The organism is Microcoleus sp. D3_18_C4 (assembly GCF_036702355.1).
GTDB lineage: Bacteria > Cyanobacteriota > Cyanobacteriia > Cyanobacteriales > Microcoleaceae > Microcoleus.
The window spans coordinates 1-25,310 of sequence record NZ_JAUBTF010000069.1; the positions used below are offsets into that span (position 1 = coordinate 1).

Below are 25,310 nucleotides of genomic sequence, written 5' to 3' on the forward strand. Positions count from 1 at the left end.
AACCTTTTAAGTGGACATACAAGGGTAAAGTCTTGGCTGTTTAATAGTCTGTGTATTTACGCCGAGCTGTACTAGTAACATCACATCGGGCATTGACAAAGCAAGATGCGATCGGGCAGCAATAATATTCGGCGCAATTTTCATCCGCAATCCCCAAGCTTCCGATTCTACTTTCAATCGCTCCGTTAATGCAGCATCATCATCAACTACCAAAACCCGATAGTTGAAAATTGAAATAGTAGAAACTGGTGCTGCGGTTGATTTAATAGGTGTTGTGGCTAATTCCTGCTGTAATCCTGTCACCAATTCCGAGAAGCGGGTAATTTCCTCAGCAGTCAAAGAGCGGTCGTTTATTAGCAAATGCTCTGCCGATCGGGCCAATTTCGAGCCTTCGCGATAACCAAAAGATCCCAGAGACCCGGCTAATTTATGAGCTTCATGTTTTGCCGCTTGCTGTAATTCGGTTGCTAATTTTCCTACTAATAGATCAGTTTTCGCCTGTTCCAATACAGCAACTTGTTGGTTAAATCCTCCCCGAAACCGCTCTAAAATCTTGTCGTTCTCGGACTTATCTAACCCGCGAGATTGATGTTTTTGGGTGCGCTCAATCCCAGGATTATTTGAACTAGACGACGCAGATTGGGGGTACGGTTTCAGTCGATAGCCCATGCCATAAACTGTTTCGATGATTTCTTCAGTTAAGCCACCTGCCTTCAGTTTATTTCTGACATTCTTAATATGAGTGACAATGGCGCGATCGGTTGGTGCGTCATCAAATCCCCATACACGATCCAAAATAGCATTGCGACTAAATATGCGATCGGGATTTCGCAGTAATAATTCCAGCAGATTATATTCTGTCGCTGTCAGTGAAATTATTTGTTCGCAAAATGTCACTCTACCAGACTCTAAATCTAAACAAAGCTCTCCCCAAGTCAATGTATTAGCCGCTGAATTCTGAGTAGAAGCTGCTGGGGAAACTGCTTTACTGCGTCGCAATAAAGTCCGGAGTCTTGCCAGTAATACTTCCGTACTAAAAGGCTTGCTGATGTAATCATCGGCTCCCGCATCGAAAAGAGCCACCACCTCCGCATCTGAATCCTTTGCCGTCATTAACAGGATCGGTTTGCAGCAGCCTTGCGATCGCAGTTGCCGACATAGACTAATTCCATCTAGTTTGGCAACCTGCACGTCTAACAAAATCAGGTCATACTCAATTGCTGCTGCCAAGTCTAGGCTCGCTTGTCCATCATTTGCCCGATCAAACCCGTAATGATTTGCTTCCAACACCTTTGCCAGTGTTGCACTCAGCAATAGATCGTCCTCTACGAGCAGAATTTTGATCGGAGATTTCTTCATTTTGGCTGTGCGGTTCAATTCCCATGCGATCGACGCGCTTTGATGTCAGGCCGAAGCGTGGCTTTTAACTAAATCAATGCTACTCATTACTACTGCTTTTATCTTAGCATTTTTGCAGTCCCATCACCTAAAAATTGCTGTCACTTCCGCAGGTTACATAAAACACAATACGGTTAAGTTAAGCTATATCCCCCCTAGCCCCCCTTAAAAAGGGGGGGACAAGAGCTTACTCAAAGTCCCCCTTCTTAAGGGGGATTTAGGGGGATCTCCGAGGAATAAATAGTTTTAACCCAAGCGTATTGAGATAAAACCGATCGCCCCTTCATTCATCTGCGTTCATCCCCGTTTATCTGCCTGCATCTGCGGTTCAAAAAAAGCGTGAAGCGAAGCTATCCCGAAGGGTAGGGAATCGCCCCCAAAAAGAGCGATCGCCCTTAAAAACAAACTATCCTTCATCCTCCGACTTTACAGGAGGACGCCCAGAAATCACAATAAATCCCACAGACTCAAGAGTCATGTGCGGGCGGCGAATACCAGCTAAAACCGCTTGACTCAACAAACTTTCGGTATTGATTTCATCAGCCAAAACCGATTCTAAAAGTTGTTCGGATTTAGAAAGTCGATTCAAGCGCAACTGCAATTGATTCACCCGGTTTTCGAGTTGGATTGCAGCAGTGACAGCGAAACTATTGCACATTTCCACAAAAGCCGATCGCCCGCGCAACAATTTCTCCGATACCACCCGTCCCTTTTGACAAAAATCATCCCATTCTAGCGGATCGACAAAACTGTCAATCAGCGATGTGCGATTTTTCGACAAATTGTAATCCCGATTCGGCCCGCCTTTCCCCTTATAAGCCCGCTGCAAAATCGCTAGAATTTCCGCATCTTCCACCAGTGACATTTCTTCGCTGCGAGCATCTACAAACACAGTTTCAAAAATGGGCAGAAACAGAGCATCAGCGCGGCGCTGCAAAGCTTTCAAGTTGTAATTTTCGATATTTTGTGCTTGCAAAACTTGCTCGGCCGGCTGCACATCAGTCTGGATGGAATAATTAAACTGAAAGCCGAACCACTCCTTCCCGGGCTCCGCATCCCAACTTTCATCATGCCGCCACATAGCAAAAGCTTGACCGCGATCGTCCCAGCGAATATAAGAGCCAAGTGCATCGATCAATCCCTCACCAATTCGGTAAAGAGCGACATCCGCATTCTGATAAGCAATCCGGCGATTGTAACTACCATATTGCTGGCAATAAGGAACCAATCTGGTCATCAAATCGTTCGAGGGAATTAACGTTTTTTGAGTAGGTTTATAACGCATCAACCCCGATACACTCGGATGTTCTATTTGTTTGAAGTGAAGAGCTTGACAAATCCAACCTTCAGTAGCCCGCTGCATTTCTTTATGCTTAGCATCGCAGTTATCGAGAGATTCAAAATACTGAGATGCGCTGTCATCAAGAGTATCAATTTCATCGAGAACGTACTGTTCATCAATTTTGATTTTCTCTTGTTCGATTTCAGTTTTAATCGCTTCAATTTCGCTGGATAAGCCCTTGCCTCCCTCAGCAAACAACTTTTCTTCAAGTTTGAGAAGTTTTTCCTCAGCATAAAACTGAAGGCTGGCAATAGATTTGTTGAAGATATCAAACCCATCTTTTAAAACTTGGAACCAAGCTTCGTGGGGACTCTCCGGCATATCCGGGCCTGCAAACAAACAAAATTGCACTCCCATTTTGCTACCAATGCGATCGACTCTGCCGAGTCTTTGTTCTAACTGATGGGGAAACCACGGCAAATCGAAGTGAACTAACCAATCTGTCAATTGCAGATTTACCCCTGCTTCTGCCGATCGATCGCACACTAAGATAAAGCAATGGGGTTCAGTCTTAAATCGCTTGAGACTAGCCTCAACCTCATCAGCCGATTTTGTCGTGTCATGGCTGGCGATCGCATTTTTACCAAAGATTTTAGTTAAATTTTCCGCAATCTCTTTACAAGTTGCAGTAAAACTGGTAAAGATCACAATTTTCGGAAAACGCTCGCCTGGAATCGGCCGTTTAATTTGCTGTTGAATTCTCGACAGCAAATCGCGAGGTTTGCTGTGATACTCGCGCGGAACCTTCAAAGCAACTGCCAAAAATCGGAGAATGGCGATTCGTAACAAACTCAGTCGATCGAGTCCTTCCTGGGGCTTTTCCAGGGTGTTGAGCAAGGTTTCCAGCATTTCCCTTTCTTCGGGAAACAGCTCCGTTTTGGTCAAAATTGCTGTGTCATTTTGTCCAAATTCGCGATCGAGTTCTGGAGTAGATTTTTTCTGCAAGCGAGCTTTGACAACCCGTTCTAAAACATTCAGCCAAGTACCAGAAGCGCGGAAAAACAGCAGAAAAATTCTCTGATATTCGCTCGACTTAGGAGCGACTGTGCGCCATTTATCGAGTACGGTTTGAATTTCCGACCACTGTTCATCATTCAGATCATACTCAGTTTTTGGGACAGCATCTCGGTCGAAAATCACATCCTCAACCGCATCCCGGCGGTTGCGAAGGATGCGGCGGTGCAGGCGGTAGGTATCTCTAACGTGAGTGCGAATAGTTCGGACAAGCCCAGCCTGTTCTGCTGTTTCTTTAGTTTTCAAACAACTTTCTAACTCTGTTGCTAATCCGATTAAATAATCATCTTTGGCAAAAATAGTACGGAGTTGAGCGAGTTTTGTTTCCAAAACAGCAGGCTTGGCATTTTCTCGAAAATCTAGCAAAGCGCGACCGATTTCTTGACGGTTTTGTACCTGTTCTTTGAAATTTTCCAGGTCATCAAGACGGTAGGTTGTCGGGTCTAGCAAGTGCAGCATCGTTAGAAAATCTTGCTCGTGGCCGAGAACTGGCGTTGCAGATAATAACAATACATTTTTGCTTTTTTGAGCTAGTTTCTGACAGAGTTCAAACGACTGCTGCTGAGCCCGATCGCTCGAATTTGCCATTGCTGCCACATCATGCGCTTCATCCACAATCAGAAAATCTAGGTTAGCATTGCGGCTAACTTGATTGATTTCGCTAACAGCAACAAGCTGCACTCTGTCAGCAAAATGAGACAAATAGAATTTATTTTCCAACTCCTGCCGCCACTGTTCGAGCAGGTATTTCGGAACCAGCACCACAGCGCGTCCGTTGGGTTCATCTAGCAGAAATTGGCGGAGAATTGTCCCGGCTTCTACTGTTTTTCCTAGTCCTGGTTCGTCGGCTAATAAATAGCGCACGATTGGGTCTTCTAGGACGCGCCGGACGACTTCAACTTGGTGCGGATAGAGGTCTATGTTAGCAGAAATTAAACCCGTCATGCCGCGGCTGACGGCCCGCTGTTCGATCGCAGATTGAACGAATGCCAATCGGCGATCGTGAAAATACGGCGTTTCTTGACCTTTGACTGCTAAAATGTCGATCGGATCGGCGATCGGGATATTGCAGCGAACGTAAAGTTCGCTTTCAACAGCTTGCAAACTTTGGCTGTCGGGGAGGTCAATTTCGTACTCTAATTTATCTTCATCCCAGTCATAAACTCGACCGATAATCCACCTTTCCTGAGTGGTACTCCAGAGGTAGCAGCGGGTTTGGCGCTGAAGTCTGGCTTCTTGCAGCAAACCCAAGGGTACAGTTTTGCGGATGCGGTTTTTAACTGAGCAAAAATATTCAACTACGGCATCGGTACGCGATACCTCGACAACTTTTCCGACTCCCAAATCGTTTCTGGGCGATCGAACTAACGAACCAACATCAATCATAATTTCAGCCTGACAATACTTACTAGAATACAGTAAACCTTTTCCAGTTAAAAATTTTAGCAAAATGCGATTTTTTGCTGCGTCACTTTTCTAGTTCAGTGACAGTCAATCTAGTATTCTGAAAACAATAAGTTTAGCATGGCAAATAACATTTTGGTAATTGAATAAATATGCTAGCAGCGAATAAGAATAAGTAATTACGAGGCAGGAAAAATAACGCCTGGATTACCGGATTCCCATTTCGGGTATTTCTGCATAACATTGGTATAAATTTCCGACTCTGTAAACCCTGCTAACCAAGCTTGTAGCGGAGGCCAAGGCTGTTCGTTGAACCAATTTAGATCGGTATGAGCGAATTGACGGACAAAAGGTGCGATCGCCCTATCAGCCAATGCTACATTGTTACCAAATAAATATTTAGTGGCGCTTAACTGTGCATTGAGTTTGTCGAGGAATAAAGAACCTTCATAACGATGTACTTGGGCATCAACACCGGGATAACGATCGGGGTACTTATAACGGTCAAGATGATATTTAAACCTATCATCAAATAGAGCGATTAGTTCTAGCATTTCTGCAACAGAACCTTGCTGTGGTATCAACCATTTTTCAGGATCATTTTGCCTCAATGCCCACAACATGATATCGATACTTTGATCGAGTACGCGCCCGTCAACATCAATCAATATTGGTACTGTACCTTTGGCAGATACCTCCAACATCTCTGGTGGTTTGTCTCGCAAAACAACTTCCCGCAACTCACACACCCGATTGCTAACCATCAAGGCCAAGCGCGCCCGCATAGCATAGGGACAGCGGCGGAAGGAATACAAAATCGGGTATGTTGCTGACATATAATATCAATTCCGGTTGCACCGTCTGTGATTGTTGACTGTTGACTGGTGACTGTTGACTGTTGACTCGATTTTATTATGCCGATGGCACCGGAAACGATATAATTAGTCGATCGCGCGATCGGGTTTTTCGGGTCAGAAACCCGGTTTCTTTCGATATTTCTCGTCGCCAAACCAGATTTTTCGTAGAAACGGGGTTTCTTTAAACTTAGTGAATAATAATATTAGTCGATCGCACCATCGACTTTTTCCTTCGCATCGTAGCGCGCGCCTATATGTACTTGGTTGCGACGCTTAGCAAGCTCAATCTGACGTTGACGTTCTGATAAGGCTTGTTTTTTGGTTTCAGTTTTGGAGTCATGACAATGAGGACAACTCACACCAAGTACAAATAATTCAGAAGCCTTATCTTCCTGACTAATCGGGTGACGACAACCGCGACAAAGTTCATAGTTACCCGGCTTTAAGTCCTGACCAACAGAAACCCGTTCATCAAACACAAAACATTCACCTTCCCAACGGCTTTCGGCTTCCGGCACCGTTTCCAAATATTTTAAAATTCCGCCTTCGAGATGATAGACTTCCTCAAAACCTTGACTACGCAAAAAAGCAGTAGATTTTTCGCAGCGAATACCACCGGTGCAAAACATTGCCACCTTGGGTTTATTGCGTAAAGCAGTTTCCCGCAGCGCCCATTCAGGTAACTCAGAAAAGCTTTTTGTTTTTGGATTAATAGCGCCTTCAAAAGTACCCATAGATACCTCGAAGTCGTTACGCACATCAACCACAACAACATCGGGATCGTCAAGCAGCTTATTCCACTCCTCCGGCTTAACATATTTGCCAGCCATGAGGCGGGGATTAATGTCCGGTACTCCCATCGTGACGATTTCGCGCTTCAAGCGTATTTTCAGGCGGTAAAAAGGTGCTTTTTCCGAGAAAGATTCCTTGTGCACGAGATCCGCAAAACGTGGGTCACTACGCAAGAATGCCAGCACTGCGTGTACGCCCTCGGACGGGCCGGCAATAGTACCATTGATGCCTTCTGCGGCCAGCAAAATAGTGCCTTTGACGTTGTTGTTGTTGCAACAATCGAGTAGCGGTGCTTTCAGGTCAGCAAAATCGGGTAGTTCAACGAACTTATATAAAGCAGCGGTTAAGAAAGAAGCCATAGATTGAATTTATAGCACTAATTTAATTTTCATACTTCTATGAAAATTCAGTCAAAGCGGACGGTGGGACTCGAACCCACGACGTTCAGCATGGGAAGCTGACATTCTACCACTGAATTACGCCCGCGCTTAGTGTTTTTTACCTGTTTTCACCTTCTTTGACTTTGGAGGCGCAGCGGTAAAAAATGACTAGAAAAACATTGTACAACTATTTTCGGATTTTGAGTATAGCATTTTGACAATCAATTTTGGCCGATCGCCGATCGCACAGCGGAGCCATGAACTACGGCGGACGAGCAAATTGTCATCGCGACGAAAAGCTTGCCCGAACCTTGACAAAGAGTTAGCGGCTTCTGCGCGCACATTCTGATCGCGATCGAACTGCATCATTATTTCACAGCGCGACCAAAGCTTCCGCAGTTTGAGTCTGCCGCCATCCCATCGCCACGAACCGCACCATAAACTCCCCATCGTTCACTTTTCTCACCAACATCGGTAGCGCCACCGCAGAATCGCCCTTTCTCACAGCCGTTACCCCCGGCAGCCTGTCTTGAGAATCCGAACTTTGCAGCGCTGCTGGGATTTACCTAATTTCCCTCCGCAAATTAAAACATATTTTTGTTACTTTTCTTTAAGCTTTTAGCAATTATTGCCGGATTTTGGGAAGATAAAAAATTTTCAGTTATTAGATTGGGTCTGCAAATTAACAGCCTCAAACTTCAACACCAGAATAAGTTCAGGAAGTAATTGCTCAATAGAAGTAATATTCGCAACGGCTAATCGACGATACTCTGGAAATGACTCAAAATGTAAAACTGCCTCAACAAGCGGTGATGAAGCAGTTAGAAAATAATCCAGAGATAGTTTACATCCACGGGGCGCTAGCGACTTTGCGTGAAGCTAAGCTATCCCACTCTTAATCGCCACAACCTGCCTAAAAACGAGATTAATTGCGGTTCTGTAGAGGATTTTTTTAAGTTTTTATACTTAATTGTACTATTTGATTTCCCCGAAGATTCTCCCTAGCCCCACTGCTTCATCAAGGTGGACAAGATTCTGCTTTGAAGTTTCTTGATGAGTTGGCGGATTTAGGGGAACTGGACTCTCTGGCAAATATTCATAGAATTGCTACATCGCAGAATGTGGAAAATTTACTCCTGATCAACTTTCAAGAGTACAATTAGTAGAATTTATGAGGGATTTAAACCCTCACGATTGTCCCCCTTGATGCAGGATGGCTCTCAATAATAATAATAATAATAATAATAATTTGAAAATCGCTCGATCGCACGCGCCGACTGCGCTTCAAATATATACGCAGCTAGATGGCTAATCCTTACTTTTATGATTTTTTATCATATATAATAAAAATAAAAATTTACCATAACACTTACTTAAAAAAGCATAAATTGGGTATAAAAAATGACTGAAAAAAAGAATTCCAAGAAATCTCCACCTAAAGCTGGTATCAAAACTGCTCAAAAGAAGAACAATCAAAACGACTTATTTCCTGTAGTCGCAATAGGAGCCTCCGCAGGTGGATTGGAAGCCTTTATGCAATTACTGAGCCATTTGCCGATCGATACCGGCATGGCGTTTGTAATAATTCAGCATATGTTGCCGAGTCAGGAAAGTGTGTTGAGTGTGATTCTGGCTCGATCGACCCTGATGCCCGTGCATGAGGTGACAGATGGGATGCTCATAGCACCGAATCAGGTCTACGTCATCCCCCCGAATTTCAGCATGACCATCGAGCGATCGGTGTTCAAGCTAACGCCTCGTGGCAGAGGACGCGGGGTATTTATGTCCGTCGATACTTTTCTGTTGTCCCTCGCCGAAGAACGGGGGAACAAAGCCATCGGCGTCATTTTGTCCGGGGGCGACGGCGATGGTGCCCAAGGGTTAAAAGCGATTAAGGCCGCGGGCGGTATTACTTTTGCCCAATGTGAAGAATCGGCACAAGTCAGCACTATGCCCAACACTGCGGTGGCTACGGGTCAGGTAGACTTTATCTTGACACCGGAAAAAATTGCCCAGAAAATAGCAGAGATCGGCCGTCATCCCTACATTGCTGCTCAGCCTGCGACAGAATCGACAACCAGCGAAGATGCGATCGAAAATAAAGATGCGATCGCCATTATCTACAGTTTGCTGCGGGCGGCTACAGGAGTTGACTTTACTAACTACAAGCAAACCACCTTGAAGCGGCGGATACATCGGCGGATGTTGCTCTACAAGCTCGAACGCATCGAAAATTATGCCGAATATCTCCAAAACACCCCGGCAGAAGTAACCGCGCTGTATCACGATGTCTTAATTCATGTCACCAGCTTTTTCCGCGATCCCGAAACCTTTGAGGCCTTAAGCAGCAATGTTTTTCCCGCAATTGTCCAAGATAAATCGCCGAAAAAACCGATCCGAATTTGGATTGCCGGCTGTTCCACGGGTGAAGAAGCTTACTCGATCGCCATTTGCTTGCTAGAGTTTTTAGCAGCTCGCTCTACTAACCTGCCGATTCAGATTTATGCCACAGACATCAGCGAAAGTGCGATCGCGATCGCCCGCAGTGGATTTTATACCCAGGCTCAAGTCGCGGATATTTCACCCGAACGCCTAAATCGGTTCTTTGTCCAAGTCGAGGGCGGATACCAAATCGCTAAGCCCGTGCGCGAACTCTGCGTCTTTGCTAGACAAAACCTGATCAGCGATCCGCCCTTTTCCCGGATGGATTTGATTACCTGTCGGAACGTGCTGATCTATCTGGGCCCCCCGTTGCAGAAAAAACTGCTGCCAATGTTCCACTATGGGCTTCGGCCCGCAGGCTTTTTGCTGTTAGGCACTTCGGAAACGGTGGGAGACTTTTCAGAATTCTTTGCGCTATTCGACAAAAAGAACAAAATTTATACTAAAAAACAGTTGTCGCATTGGCTCAGCATAGATTTAACTGCTAACAACTATCCTCTGACACCCCTCAACCCTCAACCGCTGCAGACAGAAAAGTTGGACGAAATCGAAATGGAGAAACAGGCCGATCGCATTGTTTTGAATCACTATGCCCCTGTCGGGGTCGTGATTAACACAGCCAGCGAGATTGTGCAATTTCGAGGACAGACAAATGCCTACCTAGAACCGGCCCCCGGTAGGGCCAGCTTTAGCCTGCTGAGAATGGCAAAAGAAGGATTGCGCGTGGAACTGCGAACTGCAATTCAACAAGCCTCACAGCAGAAGCAGCCGATCGCACGGGCAGGCTTGCAAGTTAAAGAGGGCGAGATCATTCGGCAGGTAAGAATTAATGTGATTCCATTCCAAGCCGGCGCTGTGGCAAAAAACTATTTTTTAGTGTTGTTTCAAGAGGAGTCCCCGATATCTGCAATGCCTGCTGCTAATACTGACGATGGTAGAGTCAACGCTGATCTTTCACAGGGTGAAACTCAGGAGATTGCAAGGCTACTACAGGAACTGAAAACCACAAGAGAACATCTCGGATCGATCGTCCAAGAACATCAAGCCGCTAATCAGGATTTGAGAGCCGCCAACGAAGAGATTTTGTCCAGCAACGAAGAGTTGCAAAGCATGAATGAGGAACTCGAAACGGCGAAAGAAGAGATTCAGGCAACCAATGAAGAACTCAACACGATTAATGACGAATTGCAGCGGCGCAATCTTGAATCGACTCAGGTAAGCAACGATTTAGAGAATCTGCTGGCCAGCATCAATATTCCGATCCTGATGCTGGGAGGCGACTTGCGAATCCGCCGGTTTACTCCCGCAATCGAACGCATCTTCAACTTGATTTCTACTGATGTTGGGCGGTCTTTGAGCGACATCACTCACAAGTTGATAGTACCGGACTTAGAGCAACTGATTTTAGAGGTGATCCGCACGCTCAATTTGAAAGTTCAGGAGATTCAAGATCGAGACGGTCGTTGGTACGATCTGCACCTTCGACCCTACCGGACGATCGACAACAAGATTGATGGGGCTGTGGTGATGTTGGTCGATATCAACGAGCTCAAACTCAGCGCGCAGCAGTTGACGGAAGCAAAAAATTACGCCGAAACGATCGTGGAAACCGTGCGGGAACCATTGCTAGTGTTAGATCTCAACCTGCAGGCAATCACTGCCAATCGTTCTTTCTACGAGACGTTTCAGGTGATTCCGAGCCAAACGGAGCAGCGCTCATTGTTCGATCTGGGTAATGGACAGTGGAATATTCCCCAGTTGCGATCGCTCCTAACAGAAATTCTGGCCGGAAATCCCCAGTTTCAAGATTTTGAGGTCGAGCATGACTTTGAGCAGATCGGGCATAAAATAATGCTGCTCAATGGCCGCAAAATGCCTCCGATCGGCGATACACAGATGATTCTGTTGGCGATCGAGGATATCACGCAGCAAAAACAGTTGGAGACAGAACGCAGCCTTCGGATGCAAGAACAAGCGGGTCGGGTGGCTGCTGAGTCAGCCAACCGCGTCAAAGATGAGTTTTTGTCCATCCTCTCTCACGAACTGCGGACGCCGCTCAATGCGATGATTGGCTGGGCACAGTTGCTGCGTATGAAAAAATTTGACGAGGCTAAAACCGAGGAGGCGCTAAAAACGATCGAGCGCAGCGCCAAAGCACAAAACCAGCTCATCGAAGACATATTAGACGTTTCGCGGATTAGCACAGGCCAATTTCGGCTCAATGCTTCTGAAATTGAGCTGAATCCTCTGCTTGAAAATGCGATCGGGGTAATTCGTTTCGCCGCAGAAGCCAAAAATATTCAAATTGAATCCAGGCTAAGTCCTTTAAAACCAAAGATTTTGGGCGATCCAAGTCGCTTACAACAGGTGGTGTGGAATCTACTTTCAAACGCGATTAAATTCACCCCAGCCGGAGGAAGAATTGAGATCTCATTAGACTACATTGATGGCATGGCTCAAATCCAAGTTAGCGATACTGGTAAGGGCATTCACCCTGATTTTCTCCCCTATGTGTTCGATCGCTTCCGTCAGGCAGATAGTAGCTACTCTCGCAGAGACTCTGGATTGGGGCTAGGATTGTCGATCGTCCGTCATTTAGTAGAACTCCACGGCGGTACTGTTGGTGCAGAAAGTTCAGGTGAGGGACAAGGGGCAACGTTTACCGTGAGGTTGCCGGTACGAACTGATATCCCATGATTGTTGACTGTTGACTGTCAACAATGATTCCGCTGCAACCGGAATCGATATAACTATTTACCCACCTTAACCTGAGCGCCATCCTTAAGAAAACCAGCCCCAGTAACAACCACCCGATCGCCCGCCTTCAAACCCTTTTTAACCACCACCTTAGCAGCAGTCAAATCGCCCACCGCACCCCCGGAAATTTCCCCAAGTTCCACCGGTTGAGCTTGCACCTTGTCCTGCCCGACAAGTTTATAAACAATAGAACTGCCGTCAGGTTGCGGCAAAATAGCTTTAGCGGGGACTTTCAAACCTTGAGCCGTTGCCGTCGCAATGGATGCGCGCAAAAACATTCCCGATCGCAAAAACTCGCTTGCCGGCAAATCAATCTTGACCGTAGCTTGCCGATTTTGCGGGTCAACTACCGGCGAAATCTCTCGCACAGTTCCTGACAACTTAATCCGCTTGTCTGAATCCGAAGAAATTTGCACTGCTGTTCCCGGCCGCACTTGCGAAACCTTAGTTTCCGGCACTTTCAATTGCAGTTCCAGCTTGTTGCCACGAATAATCGAAAATAGTTTTTGACTTCCCGAAGAAACATCCCCAACTCGACCAATTCTTTCAGCCACAGTGCCACTATCCGGCGCTCGAACAATAGTTTGTTCGAGTTGAGTTTGTAACTGTTTGACTTGTGCATCATTGCTGCGGACACTTGCGGCGTTATTTCCGACATTTGCTCTGGCACTGCTGACACTCGCTCCGGCCGTATTCACTTTAGCACGAGCGCTGGCGAGAGCCGCTCTAGCCGTACTGATATTAGCTTCAGCAGTAGCTACTTTAGCAAGAGAAGATTGCACTTCTTCCGCTGCTTTATTCTGTTCTTGCAAAGCTGTATTCAAGTCAGCTTTAGCTTTGTTCAAGTCTTCAACAGCAGTCTGCCGCTCTGTCTTGCGTCTTTCTAAATCTTGCCGACTAATTACTCCCTGAGAAGCCAAATCTTGGGTGCGATTTACTTCTCTTTGAGCTTGATCTAATTTAGCCTGAGCGGAGGCAATGCCTGCTTTAGCTTGAGTGACACCGGCTTTAGCTTGTTCCACACCGGCTCTTGCTTGCCCGACGCCTGTTCTGGCTTGCGCTGCGTCCGCGATGGCTTTTTCAACGCCAGCTTGGGCTTGAGCAACGCCGGCTTGGGCTTCTTGTTGGGCTGACTGAGCTTGCTGCACCTGAGCTTCGGCTTGTTCTACCGTAGAATTGGCCGATTGTACTCCCGCCAGCGCTTCGGCAATTTGCGATCGTAGCACCGAATCGTCCAAAACCGCCATCGTCTGGCCTTTTTCTACCGCATCTCCTTCATTCACCAACACCTGCTTAATTTGCAAACCGTTGGCTTGTGGCAGCACCGGCAGTAAGTCATAGGCTGCCACGGTGCCCGTCGCTTCCAGAGTTTCACCCACCTGGGCAGATTCCACAGACGCCACTGTCACCGTCGGAGCCGTCGCCTGCTGGTTTACCGATGGAATTGGCACTGCCGGAGGTGAACTCTGCTTGCCCCCAGTCAAGTTTACTGCTAGCAATGTTGCAGCCACGCCAATCCCTGCGCCCGCCAACAAGGCAGGCCACCTGATTTCTTTACGGGGCCCAACTTCAGTTGCTTCTGGTTCCCACACTTCTGATTGTTCCCCCTCCATTTCTGGAGATTCTAGGGCAACTTCTCGTTCATCTTCCTCACCGGAGAATGACCAGCGAGAGTTTTCTGAGACCCCACTTTCAGGTACATCCACTGCTGAGTTCTTGTCGCGTCCGCTCTGCACGGGGGGAAGGGGTTGCTTTTCTTCCGCTTCTGAAAAAACTTGATTGGTCACGGTAGTTCCTCTCGCCGCTATTAGCCTTTGGTTTTTTTATTGTAAAGAAAGATTGCGGTTTTTATATTTGATTCATTTTAGCGGATAGCCTCAGCAGTCCCGCGTCCCCCTTTTGGGTGAGTGTGGTGCCCTTTCACCTTACAATGGCGAATTGATCCGAGTTTGTACGATCGACATTTAATTTGATCTGCCTCTGAGGCATACTGAATATGAGCGTGATTTCTGATCGTGGGGTCGATCGGGCTGGCATTGTGTCTCCCCAACTGGCTTAGCCGTCACCTATCTATCAATGCTCAGAAAAGTCAGTCTAATCTTGAACTGATTATTCCTAATCTATACTCTCATGTGTTTACTGTATAATACGGCACATCTGCTAAAAAATTTGTGCCACTTTATTTAAAAAAAATCAAAATGAATAGTCTCTTTTCTCCCCTCCAACAGTTTTTAATTACTTGGCTGCTAGTGCTAGTGACGGGATGGTTTACCCTGACTGCTGTCAGTTATGTTGGGGAACTCGTGAGCATTTTAGTAACAGCGGGACTCATTGCATTTTTATTAAATTATGCAGTAAAAAGACTGCAAGTATTTTTGCCACGGGGAGTAGCTGCGGGGCTGGTTTATTTAACTGCGGGTGTGATAGTAGTAGTAATCGGTTTAACTATTGTGCCGCCGGTGTTCAACCAAGCGAGCCAGTTGGGGGTGAGGTTGCCGGAATTGCTGGAGTCGGGGCGGCTGCAGCTAGGTGAATTTCAAGCCTGGAGTGCCGATCGCAATTTACCGTTTGACGTGCAAATATTGGAGCAGCAACTGTCAGCGAGAGTCCAGGGACAAGTCCAGGCGATCGCCGGTACGGGTTTAGGCTTAGTTGTCGGTACTTTTAACTGGTTTTTGGACTTAATTTTTATTGTCGTGATTTCCTTTTATATGCTCCTTGACGGGCAAAGAGTCTGGCAGGGTTTGACCAGCATTTTTTCCCCAGAAATTCGCTATGTTTTAACAGAGACTTTGCAGCGAAACCTCCAGCGATTTGTATCGGGACAGTTATTGCTGGGACTATTTATGGCCCTCTCGCTAACTCTGGCTTTTTGGTGGCTGCAAGTTCCGTTTTTTCTGTTGTTTGCCGTGTTTATAGGATTGACGGAAATAATTCCCTTTATTGGAGCAACTTTGGGAATTGGTACTGTTAGTATAATTGTAGCGTTTATTGATTGGTGGCTGGCGCTGCAAGTGTTGGTAGTGGCGATCGGTCTCCAGCAAATCAAGGATAATTTAGTAGCTCCCCGAATCATGGGCAATCTCACCGGATTGAGCCCGGTAGTTATTTTTACAGCTTTGCTTTTAGGAGGTAGAGTGGGAGGATTGTTGGGAGTTATCCTGGCAATTCCGCTGACTGGGGTTGTAAAAAGTATAGTAGAAATTGTACTCAATCCCAAATTGCCGCCCCAAACAGGCTCGTTTTTCTACAATCCTTTTAGCGGCGAGGAATTGGGGAAAATACCAGAAGAGGAAACTAGAATAATCTTGGTCGCCGATGAACAAAAGTAGTCTAATTTTTGTAGTAAGTAATTCAGTTAGGAAAACTTTTATACGTCAGGAATTAACTTGTGGCTGCTGAGTCCATTAAGAAAAGACTAAAGTCTCTACAAAGAACTTTAGTCTTGATTACTAACCCACTGAAAATCTCAAACCTAAAAACTTATGAAATGGTGGCAAAATCTTAGAAAAAATCCTCTAGCTCGGTTGGGAGCCGTGCTACTGTTAATTTTTTATACAGTCGCACTCTTGGCCGAATTTGTGGCACCTTATGACCCCTACGACTCTCAATTAAACGCTTCCTTGCTGCCGCCGACTCAGATTTATTTAAGCACCCCAGACGGGCGATTTATCGGGCCCCACGTTTATCCGACTACTCAGGGCCCAGTAGATGCGAATACGGGCGCTCGCGAGGTAATTGTAGACTGGCAAAAACCTTCTGCTCTCGGTTTGTTTGTCAAAGCTTCCCCCTATAAATTTTTAGGATTTTTGCCTTTCGACAGGCACCTGTTTGGCACTACAGGAAAAGGCCAAATTAACCTTTTAGGTACGGATGAACAAGCTCGCGATCAATTCAGTCGCTTAGTACACGGCAGCCGCATTAGCCTCAGCATCGGTTTAGTAGGAATAGCAATTTCTTTTCCCTTGGGATTGTTAATCGGAGGCATATCTGGTTATTTCGGCAGTTGGATTGACAGTATTTTAATGCGCTTCGCCGAAGTATTGATGACGATTCCCGGTCTTTATTTATTAGTAGCGCTAGCAGCAGTATTGCCACCGGGATTGACAAGTGCTCAGCGATTTATATTGATTGTGCTGATTACTTCATTTATCAGTTGGGCGGGTTTAGCGCGGGTGATTCGCGGTCAGGTACTGTCAATTAAACAGCTAGAATTCGTGCAAGCGGCGCGGGCAATGGGCGCCAATCCAATTTATATTATTGTCCGCCACGTTTTGCCACAAACTGCTACTTATGTAATTATTTCTGCTACTTTATCTGTTCCGAGTTTTATTGTGTCGGAGTCGGTTTTGAGTTTAATTGGCTTGGGAATTCAACAGCCCGATCCTTCTTGGGGAAATTTACTATCTCTGTCTACTAATGCTTCAATTTTAGTGTTGCAGCCTTGGTTGGTTTGGCCTCCGGCGATACTGATTATTTTGACTGTTTTAGCGTTTAATTTATTGGGGGATGGGTTGCGGGATGCTCTCGATCCGCGCAGCATTCAAAGGTAATTGGGAGTTAGTAATTTCTAGTTTCCAGACCGATCCGGTGTAACAGTTACGCCCCCTAATTTTGCAGATTAACTGGCAAGCGGATCGTAAAAGTAGAACCAACACCCTCCTGACTTTTTACTGCTATATTGCCGCCCATCATTAGGCAAAAACGCTGGCTGATTGCTAATCCCAAACCGGTGCCGCCGTACTTGCGGGTGGTGGAAGCGTCTGCTTGGGTAAAGGGTTGGAAAATGTGCTGCAACTGGTCGGGAGTCATCCCAATTCCTGTATCTGTACAATTAACAACTAAAAATTCTTTACTAGCAATTGAAGATTGAGAACTTGCCGCAGGTTCAGAAGTGTTTTCTTGTTTTGCTTCGCTGCTGTCGCGCGCAAATTTTTCTCGGCTGGCTGTGAGGGTAATTGTACCGTTTTGAGTGAATTTGGCGGCATTGCTCAGCAAATTTAATAAAATCTGCTGCACTTTGGTAATGTCACCGTGCATCGTGCCGATATTCGTAATTTGATCCAAGTTTAGAGTGTTGCCGTTTTTCTCAATTAGCGGCGTGGCAGTAGATGCTACTTCTTCAATCAAGGCGGCGATGTCGAAGGTTTCTAAGTAAAGATCCATGCGGCCGGCTTCGATTTTAGAAATGTCGAGAATGTCGTTAATTAGCGATAGCAAGTGTCGGCCGGAAGTGCGAATTTTGTCTAAATCTGGGGTGAGTTCATCGTAACCCAATTCTGCGGTTTCTTCTTGGAGCATTTCGCTGTAGCCGATGATGGCATTCAGAGGTGTTCGCAGTTCGTGGCTCATGTTTGCCAAAAATGCGCTTTTTGCGGTGGAAGCGGCTTCGGCTGCTTCTAGGGCGAGTTGCAAGGCGGATTCAAAGACTTTGCGATCGCTAATATCCTCGACGCTGCCTTCATAGTAGAGTACCTCGCCGTTGGCGTCGCACACTGCACGCGCGCTTTCGGAAATCCAAATTACCTTGCCGTCAACGCGGTAAACTTGTGACTCAAACCCCGAAACTTCTCCGAATTCTTCCATCACCTGCATAAACTTGTCGCCCTGCTGAGGATTGACGTAAGCTTGCTGTCTGATGTTTGTGAGATTTGATGTCAATTCTTCGGGAGTGGCGTAGCCATAGATGCGGGCTAAAGCTGGATTTACGCTCAAGAAGTGGCCTTGAGGGGTTCTTTGAAAAATGCCTTCGACGGCATTTTCAAAGATGCTACGATATTTTTGTTCTGCTTGACGCAAAGCGCTTTGTGTACGATCGCGCTCGCTGGCTTCGATCGCCAATGATACCAAATCTGCCAGGGAAGCAGCAAAATTTTGTTCTTCTAATGTCCAGTTGCGAGTAGTTCCCACTTGTTCGATACAGATGACTCCCACTGTTTGTCCTCCCAGTCGCACCGGCGCATCTAAGGTTGATGTAGTACCCACTTTTGCAAAGTAAGATTCGGCAAATTCTCTGGTTCTAATATCTGAGAGAGCGTCCTCGGCTGCGATCGTCCGGTGTTCTTCCAAAGCTTGAAAATAAGCTGGATAGTCTGCTGCTGCGAGTTCATTACCTTGGGAATGCTGGTGGTTGCTGCGCCTAAATTGGTCGAGACATTGCAGTTTCGATCGACTCTCATCGTATAGCCACGCGCCAGCTTTTTCTGTCTGTAGGGTATGAGCTGCTGCTTCGGTGATTTGCCTCAAAGCTACTTGCAAATCGCCTCGATACAGCGCTTTATTTCTTGCCAATTCTACCAAAACCGTATTTTGTTTGAGCAATTGTTTTTGCCTGTGGCGTCGCGCTGATTCGGCTCGCTTCTGTTCGGTAATGTCGCGGGCTACCACAATGACGGATTCTGCTGAAAGCGGTGAAATGCTGGCTGCAAAACAAACTTCGCGGTCGCTAATGGTTAAATCGTACTCGATGCTGACAGTTTGCTGAGTATCTAAAGCTGCTCGGATGTGCTTGAGAAAATTGTCTGATGTAGCTTGCGGAAACACATCTGTGACTGTTTTGCCAACTAATTCTTCTATTGGTTTGTAGAGCAGAGAAAGATTTGTGGGCGCGATTTTTAAATAGCGACCGCTGGCGTCGAAAACTATAATTAATTCATTCATAGCTGCAAACAAAGCCCGCAATTCCGCTTCTGCCGCTTCGAGTTCGGCAGTCCGCTCTGCTACTCGCTGTTCTAAACTAGAGTTGGTTTGTTCTAGGGCAACAAAAGACGATCGCAATTGTCTCGCCATTTGGTTGAAAGACTGAGCTAAGAGACCCAGTTCTTTGACTCCTTGAACTTCGACTTGGCCGTCTAATTCTGCGGAGGTGAAGCCGGATGATTCGGACATTTTTGTTAAAGCTTTGGAAGCTTGTAGCAATCGGGTAATCGGTTTGACAACCCAGCGAGAGGTGAAAATTCCGAGTCCGATCGCCAGTACGAAGGCAAAAAAGCACAATAAGATAGTTGTGCGAGTGTTGGCGTTAATTTGCTTCATAAAGTCGGCTTCCGGGATGGCGACTACAATCAGCCAATCGAGGCCGCGACCGTCTTGCAGGGGAACAACGGTAATGAATTGACGTTTGCCGTCTATCTCGAAGGTAAACTGTCCTTTGCTGTCAATTTCTTCAAAACTACCAAATCGTTTTTGCAAGTATGTGGAAGACGCTCGAATTAGCAAATTTTTGCTCCTAGTCGCCAACAGCCGTTTTTGTCCGTCTTTGTCGGTGACAAAGGGCAATTCGTCTGTGGAACTGGCGACTATTTCCCCGCTGCGTTCGATCGCAAAAACTTGTCCCGACGGGCTAATTTTGATGCTTTTGAGAAAATCGCTGATTTGAGAAAGAGTCAGGTCAATTGCCAATACCCCCTGCAGGCTGCCCGTTTGGCTGTAGATGGGCATCACCGGCGTAATGCCGAGCACTGGCGGTGCTGCGAAGGTGTAGATAGGAGACCAAGTGGCTTTGCCTGACTGTTTGGCAGCTTTGTACCACGGTCTAGTACGGGGGTCATAGGGGACGGTTTTGATTAGCTCAGTGCGATTTCCTTGGCTATCTAGGCGATAAATTTGGCGGTTTGGAGCCGTTGATTCGTCTCTGATGTATACTAAGTGTTCTGCTTCTCGCTTGAGCAATAGGAATCTGCCCTGTTCGTCGCCGTAGTAGATGGTTGTATTTCGATCGCTCAGCTTGGTCTGGTTCCACAAATAGCGCTCTAAGTTGGGGAAGTCTTGCGGATCTAAGTTGCCAGAGGCGATCGCAGCAGTATTCATTTGCAGGAATAAATGAGACACATCCCCAAAACTGCGGAAATTTTCTTTCGTCCTCGCTGCAACTTCCAAGCTTAACCTCGTAGCAAGGTCATTGACAGCTTTCTGGCCGTTGCGAAACGAAAGCCATCCAGTCACGCCGACTGCTACGGAGATTTGCACCACCAGCGGTATCAACAAAACTAGGCTTAGTGACATCTTGGGCGAGCTTTTCATCACACAACTGCTCAGACTTTTCAATAACATCAATATTTTGACACCTACCAGGTTTGCGTATCCTTTGTCGCTTAAAAGAGATCCTCGATATAAGTTACAAGGTTGTACACAAATAGTGAAGTGCAGTGGTCGGCAACTCAAAACAGGGCTGAGGTTTCCACCGCTACTGTAAAAACTTGTAACATTAATCATGCCACTACTTGCCTGAATGTGGCGATCGCTCTGGGGACTCGCTGTCAAAACGTCACACGCCGTAAAAAAAGCAATTTTAGGCCCGTGATCCACACCCTGCTTGTCATCAGTCATTGCCAATTATTCAATTTTTTAATCTAAAGTTTTAAATCTAAAATAAGCTCACTTTCTCCGGGTGGGCATTGTCTTCCTTACGCCGGGTTAATAAAAATTTAATTTTAATTTTTTCTACCGTGCAAGGACAAATGTAAATTCTGTGACAATCTGGTGTTGAAAAATTTGCTATTAATAAGATAAGCCGCCAAAATCCCGCTCGACTACAAAGAGGATAATTGAAGCATCTGCATTTCATCAACGCCAGCCAAGTAAAGCGTTGTTGGCTTTTTTGGACGATCGACATTTTGGCAAAATAATACTTCTGGAGGATGACATGAACTATACATTTGAAATCCTGGGCGTATCTCCAACTTTAACATTTTTTAACCAGCAGCAGGAATTGCTGCAACAACAGCAGCCGTCCGGTGTAGAATACTTGGCAAACCGAAAGTGCACTCTCGATGCGTTTGTGGCATCCGTAGAGACAGTTTCTCCTAACCGCGGCTGGGATGTCGATCGAGTTGTAGACACCGTGATTAGTTTCTGGATGAACAACTCCGATAGCATCCAGTATTGGAGACACAGGCTGCAGGATGCCGGCAGCGAAAACTTGTTAGTAGCCAGAGTAGGCGATATCAAGTCTTTGCAAGCTGCATTTGAATCGCTGCTAGGGGAATAAGAAAATCGGGAATTGCGAAAAAGTCGATCGACTTTTTCGCTAAAACTGATATCTTCCGCCATTCTCAATCATCCTTTCATGGCGGGCGAGGAGCAACGGTTTAAAATAAAATTTATCTGTTGTGGAACAGGCATCTTTCCTGTTCTTGAGAATAGTGCAAGATGTAAGTAAAATCCACTCATACCAATTTTTTATGAGGCCCCGTAGAATGTGATCCCCCCTTAGTAGGGGCGGGCACGGGGGCACCGCCCCTACTAAGGGGGGGACAAGATTCTTCTCAAAGTCCCCCAACAACCAGGGGGATTTAGGGGGATCGAGATATGTGCAACTTCACATTAAATTGGCATCAACTGTCTATTTTCAATTTCCAATTCTCAATTCCCAAATATTATGTCTCGTTCCAAAGCCCTGCAATCTTATATTTTTCTCCGCTTGCTTCTGGCACCGCTAATGTTGTGGACAATCACCACAGCAGTATTTTTATTGTTGCGGGCTACTCCAGGCGACCCCATAGATGCCATTCTCGGCTCACGAGCTCCTGCAGCGGCCAAAGAAGCAATGCGAACTCAACTCGGCCTCGACGCACCCCTGTGGCAGCAATATCTCAAATACATGAAAGACTTGTTGAGCTTCGACTTGGGAACCTCAATCACCACTCGCGGACAAACCGTGTGGCAAATTATCGGAGATTATTTCCCCGCTACAGTGGAATTAGCATTTTGTAGCATGGCCATAGCTTTAATTGTCGGCATCAGTATCGGTTCCCTGGCAGCATCCCGCCCCAACACTATTTTCGATGCTGTCGGCCGTTTGTTTGGCATTATCACTTACTCGCTGCCCGCTTTTTGGGCCGGCATGGTTTTGCAATTAATTTTCGCGGTGCAGTTGGGATGGTTTCCCTTGGGAACTCGCTTTCCCGTCACATTCCCCGCCCCCGAAGGCTACACAGGACTATACACTATTGACAGTCTCCTGAGCGCTAACCCTGGTCAGTTTCTCACATCTTTGCATTATTTAGCACTTCCGAGTTTGACGTTGGGGATTCTTTTGAGCGGCATTTTCGAGCGCATTGTCAGGGTGAATCTCAAGCAAACTTTGCAAGCAGATTATGTCGAAGCAGCTAGAGCTCGCGGCATTCCAGAATTCCAGATTTTATGGGCTCACGCTCTGAAAAATGCACTAATTCCGGTGATTACTGTCTTAGGATTGACTTTTGCTGCACTGTTGGGCGGTGCTATTTTAACAGAGGTTACTTTTTCTTGGCCGGGGTTGGCAAATCGTCTTTACGAAGCGATTAGCTTGCGGGATTATCCAACTGTTCAAGGTATTGTGGTGTTTTTTGCGGCAATTGTCGTAATTGCCAGCATTGTAATTGATATTTTGAACGCTTACGTTGACCCGCGAATTCGGTACTAAAAATATCAAGGAAGAAGGGCAACGGATGCGCGACTGTTGCACTTTCGCCTTTTTCTACCTGTACTTTCTGTCTGCGCGAGATATTGCAGCCAGCGGTGGGCCTGTAGAAGCAGTTGTCAAAAAGATCGATCGGCTTTTAGAGTGACGACACTTGGCAATTTATGGGCAATAGTGGAGAAAATAAAATTATACATTTGAGGAAACGCTGATGAGATTATTGCGAACAATCGCCGCTCTATCGGCGGCCTTGACCCCACTGATGGCTGAAGCTGCCTTTAGCCGTCCCATGCCGGGAACAGCCGATTTTCCCAGAGCCTCAAACCCCGATGTAAATGTGCCGGTTTGCTTCATCGAAACCCGAGGCGGCACAACTTTTGATTTAGTCAGCTTGTGTGGCAGCAATGCTGCTCCCCAAAACCCTGCTCCGGTTGCGGGCAACCCCGCCAATGCTCCTGCAAATAACCCCAATGGGGCTGCTCCGCCTCCTCCCCCGAACCCCAACGCCCTCACCAGAGATGCTGTCGGCACGCCGATAACTACTCCTACAGGCACGGCAAATCCCAACAATCCCAACAATGCCAATCCGGGAACTTCGCCCGCAGGTACTCCCAATGCCAATCCGGGAACTTCGCCCGCAGGTACTCCCAATGCCAATCCGGGAACTTCACCGAGTACCAATCCCAATAATCTCAATCCGGGAAGTTCGCCCTATACCACTCCCAATAATCCCAATCTGGGAACTTCGCCGAATACCAATCCCAATAATCTCAATCCGGGAAGTTCACCGAGTACCAATCCCAATAATAGTGCGTCTCCCACGGGTGGAAATGCTGGTGATAGCAACAGCGATTTAGTTCCCAATCCCAATCTCAATCTTCCGAGAGTGCCGCCGAGTTCCTTTAGCCCCGGAGGCCTTGCACCGACTAGAGATGCGATTGATGGCCCCCGCCAATAATCGGCGAAGTGTCAGAACTTTCATCACAGAAACCGGGTTTCTCTAAAACCGTCTCTTTTTCAGGGATTGTTCACCCGCGAGAAAGCCGGAATATTTATTTGCCTGCTTAATATTGATGTCAGGTGCGATCGGCATATTTTGTAGCAGAGTAGCAAAATAAAAGTTAAGCTAAGAACTTGTAGACGCTATTAGCCAAGCACTCTTTTAAAACTGGACAACCAGGTAGAAGCAGTCATCGAAAATTTGGGGTCCCAAACCTCGTCGTTCGAGGACGGCTTTAGTATTTAATTTTAACATTTCACCAAATATATGCTAAAATGTGAGGTATGGAAAAAGCTCACAGTTACCGATTTTACCCAACGCCAGAACAAGAGTCGCTATTGTGGCGTACCGTCGGCTGTGTAAGATTGGTTTACAATAAAGCTCTCCACGAAAGAACTCAAGCATGGTACGAAAGGCAAGAAAGAATAGGATACAGTCAAACTTCCTCAATGTTAACGTCTTGGAAAAAGCAAGAAGAATTAGACTTTTTAAATGAAGTTAGTTGTGTTCCTTTACAGCAAGGCTTGAGACATTTACAAACAGCTTTTACTAATTTCTTTGCTGGTAGTGCTAGGTATCCTAACTTTAAGAAAAAACATCAAGGAGGAAGTGTAGAATTTACCAAGTCTGCTTTTAATTTTAAAAACGGACAAATTTATTTAGCTAAATGTTTAGACCCTTTACCTATTCGATGGTCAAGACAAATACCCTCATATTGTGAACCTAGTACGGTAACGGTTAGATTACATCCATCAGGACGTTGGCATATCTCAATTAGATTTGATGATCCAACTATTAAACCCTTACCTGTTAGCGACAAAGTGATAGGAATTGACTTAGGAATTAGTAGTCTTATGATTACTAGCGACGGGGATAAAATCGCTAATCCTAAACACTTTAAGAAACATTACCGAAGATTGCGTAAAGTCCAAAAAACTCTTGATCGCAAACAGAAAGGGTCAAAAAATAGAGAAAAAGCAAGAATTAAGGTAGCTAAGGTTCACGCTCAAATAACCGATAGCAGAAAAGACCATTTACATAAGCTAACGACTCAATTAGTTCGTGAAAACCAAACGATTGTAGTTGAGAATTTAGCGGTGAAAAACCTGGTCAAAAATCCCAATTTAGCCCAATCTATATCAGATGTAAGTTGGCGAGAAATAACCCGTCAATTAGCTTACAAATGCCGTTGGTATGGGAGAACCTATATTGAGATAGATAGATGGTTTCCTAGTTCTAAGCGGTGCAGTAATTGTGGGCATATTGCCCGTGAATTGCCGTTAAGTGTTAGAGAATGGGAATGTCCAGAGTGCGGAACTCACCATGACCGTGACATTAACGCGAGTAAAAACATTTTGGCCGCAGGGCTTGCGGTGTCAGTCTGTGGAGCGAGTGTAAGACCCCAACAGAGTAAATCTGTGAAGGCGACTGCTAAGAAACAGAAACCTAAATCGTGAGGTTTAGGAATCCCCGTCGTTCACGGCCGGGAGGATGTCAAGAGCAAAATATTTGTTTTAAATTG

17 protein-coding genes and 1 tRNA gene are annotated in these 25,310 nt (G+C 46.1%); 9 read left to right on the forward strand and 9 right to left on the reverse strand.

Annotated features, from left to right (window positions below):
* Positions 1-6: 6 nt before the first annotated feature.
* The 7 genes from QUA90_RS25460 to QUA90_RS25490 form a co-directional block, all read right to left on the reverse strand.
* Positions 7-1,359: a response regulator gene (locus QUA90_RS25460; RefSeq protein WP_333448257.1), complete on the reverse strand. Its 1,353-nt coding sequence runs from the start codon at positions 1,357-1,359 to the stop codon at positions 7-9.
* Between the two features lie 445 nt (positions 1,360-1,804).
* Positions 1,805-5,140, reverse strand: coding sequence for a protein DpdE (dpdE, locus tag QUA90_RS25465; RefSeq protein WP_333448258.1), 3,336 nt, complete (start codon positions 5,138-5,140; stop codon positions 1,805-1,807).
* A 197-nt stretch (positions 5,141-5,337) separates the two neighbouring features.
* Positions 5,338-5,994 carry a glutathione S-transferase gene (locus QUA90_RS25470; protein ID WP_333331970.1) on the reverse strand — a complete coding sequence of 219 codons (657 nt, stop codon included), beginning with the start codon at positions 5,992-5,994 and terminating at the stop codon, positions 5,338-5,340.
* 224 nt (positions 5,995-6,218) lie between these two features.
* Positions 6,219-7,166 (reverse strand): oxygen-dependent tRNA uridine(34) hydroxylase TrhO, encoded by a 948-nt coding sequence (gene trhO / locus QUA90_RS25475; RefSeq protein ID WP_333331974.1) that lies wholly within the window; start codon positions 7,164-7,166, stop codon positions 6,219-6,221.
* Positions 7,167-7,221: 55 nt separating this feature from the next.
* Positions 7,222-7,293: transfer RNA gene (locus tag QUA90_RS25480), tRNA-Gly, on the reverse strand.
* 62 nt (positions 7,294-7,355) lie between these two features.
* Positions 7,356-7,556, reverse strand: a complete 201-nt coding sequence (locus QUA90_RS25485) for a hypothetical protein (RefSeq protein ID WP_333331977.1) — start codon at positions 7,554-7,556, stop codon at positions 7,356-7,358.
* Positions 7,557-7,560: 4 nt separating this feature from the next.
* On the reverse strand, positions 7,561-7,692 hold the full coding sequence (locus QUA90_RS25490; RefSeq protein ID WP_333331980.1) for a hypothetical protein: 132 nt from the start codon (positions 7,690-7,692) through the stop codon (positions 7,561-7,563).
* A 271-nt stretch (positions 7,693-7,963) separates the two neighbouring features.
* Between QUA90_RS25490 and QUA90_RS25495 the strand changes: the two genes are divergently transcribed.
* Together QUA90_RS25495 and QUA90_RS25500 are read left to right on the forward strand one after the other, a co-directional pair.
* On the forward strand, positions 7,964-8,086 hold the full coding sequence (locus QUA90_RS25495) for a hypothetical protein (protein WP_333331983.1): 123 nt from the start codon (positions 7,964-7,966) through the stop codon (positions 8,084-8,086).
* A gap of 502 nt (positions 8,087-8,588) precedes the next feature.
* Positions 8,589-12,326, forward strand: a complete 3,738-nt coding sequence (locus QUA90_RS25500) for a chemotaxis protein CheB (protein ID WP_333448259.1) — start codon at positions 8,589-8,591, stop codon at positions 12,324-12,326.
* Between the two features lie 53 nt (positions 12,327-12,379).
* Here the strand turns inward: QUA90_RS25500 and QUA90_RS25505 are convergent, their stop codons facing one another.
* Complete coding sequence (locus tag QUA90_RS25505; RefSeq protein WP_333448260.1) at positions 12,380-14,173, reverse strand: efflux RND transporter periplasmic adaptor subunit; 1,794 nt, start codon at positions 14,171-14,173, stop codon at positions 12,380-12,382.
* Between the two features lie 411 nt (positions 14,174-14,584).
* On the opposite strand from QUA90_RS25505, the gene QUA90_RS25510 reads away from it, so the two are divergent.
* Both QUA90_RS25510 and QUA90_RS25515 read left to right on the forward strand, forming a co-directional pair.
* The gene (locus tag QUA90_RS25510) at positions 14,585-15,718 is read left to right on the forward strand and encodes an AI-2E family transporter (RefSeq protein ID WP_333448261.1); all 1,134 of its coding nucleotides are present in this window, start codon (positions 14,585-14,587) and stop codon (positions 15,716-15,718) included.
* Between the two features lie 153 nt (positions 15,719-15,871).
* Positions 15,872-16,939 carry an ABC transporter permease gene (locus QUA90_RS25515; RefSeq protein ID WP_333448262.1) on the forward strand — a complete coding sequence of 356 codons (1,068 nt, stop codon included), beginning with the start codon at positions 15,872-15,874 and terminating at the stop codon, positions 16,937-16,939.
* Between the two features lie 55 nt (positions 16,940-16,994).
* Here the strand turns inward: QUA90_RS25515 and QUA90_RS25520 are convergent, their stop codons facing one another.
* Positions 16,995-20,408, reverse strand: a complete 3,414-nt coding sequence (locus QUA90_RS25520; RefSeq protein ID WP_333448267.1) for a PAS domain S-box protein — start codon at positions 20,406-20,408, stop codon at positions 16,995-16,997.
* 622 nt (positions 20,409-21,030) lie between these two features.
* Between QUA90_RS25520 and QUA90_RS25525 the strand changes: the two genes are divergently transcribed.
* The 5 genes from QUA90_RS25525 (at position 21,031) to QUA90_RS25545 (ending at position 25,245) form a co-directional block, all read left to right on the forward strand.
* Complete coding sequence (locus tag QUA90_RS25525) at positions 21,031-21,375, forward strand: hypothetical protein (RefSeq protein WP_242721486.1); 345 nt, start codon at positions 21,031-21,033, stop codon at positions 21,373-21,375.
* Positions 21,376-21,765: 390 nt separating this feature from the next.
* The gene (locus tag QUA90_RS25530; protein ID WP_333325476.1) at positions 21,766-22,791 is read left to right on the forward strand and encodes an ABC transporter permease; all 1,026 of its coding nucleotides are present in this window, start codon (positions 21,766-21,768) and stop codon (positions 22,789-22,791) included.
* Positions 22,769-22,936 (forward strand): hypothetical protein, encoded by a 168-nt coding sequence (locus QUA90_RS25535; RefSeq protein WP_333325479.1) that lies wholly within the window; start codon positions 22,769-22,771, stop codon positions 22,934-22,936. The genes QUA90_RS25530 and QUA90_RS25535 overlap by 23 nt, the downstream gene beginning before the upstream one ends.
* Before the next feature lie 63 nt (positions 22,937-22,999).
* Positions 23,000-23,746 (forward strand): hypothetical protein, encoded by a 747-nt coding sequence (locus QUA90_RS25540; protein ID WP_333325481.1) that lies wholly within the window; start codon positions 23,000-23,002, stop codon positions 23,744-23,746.
* A 326-nt stretch (positions 23,747-24,072) separates the two neighbouring features.
* Complete coding sequence (locus QUA90_RS25545; protein WP_333325484.1) at positions 24,073-25,245, forward strand: RNA-guided endonuclease TnpB family protein; 1,173 nt, start codon at positions 24,073-24,075, stop codon at positions 25,243-25,245.
* Positions 25,246-25,310: the final 65 nt, after the last annotated feature.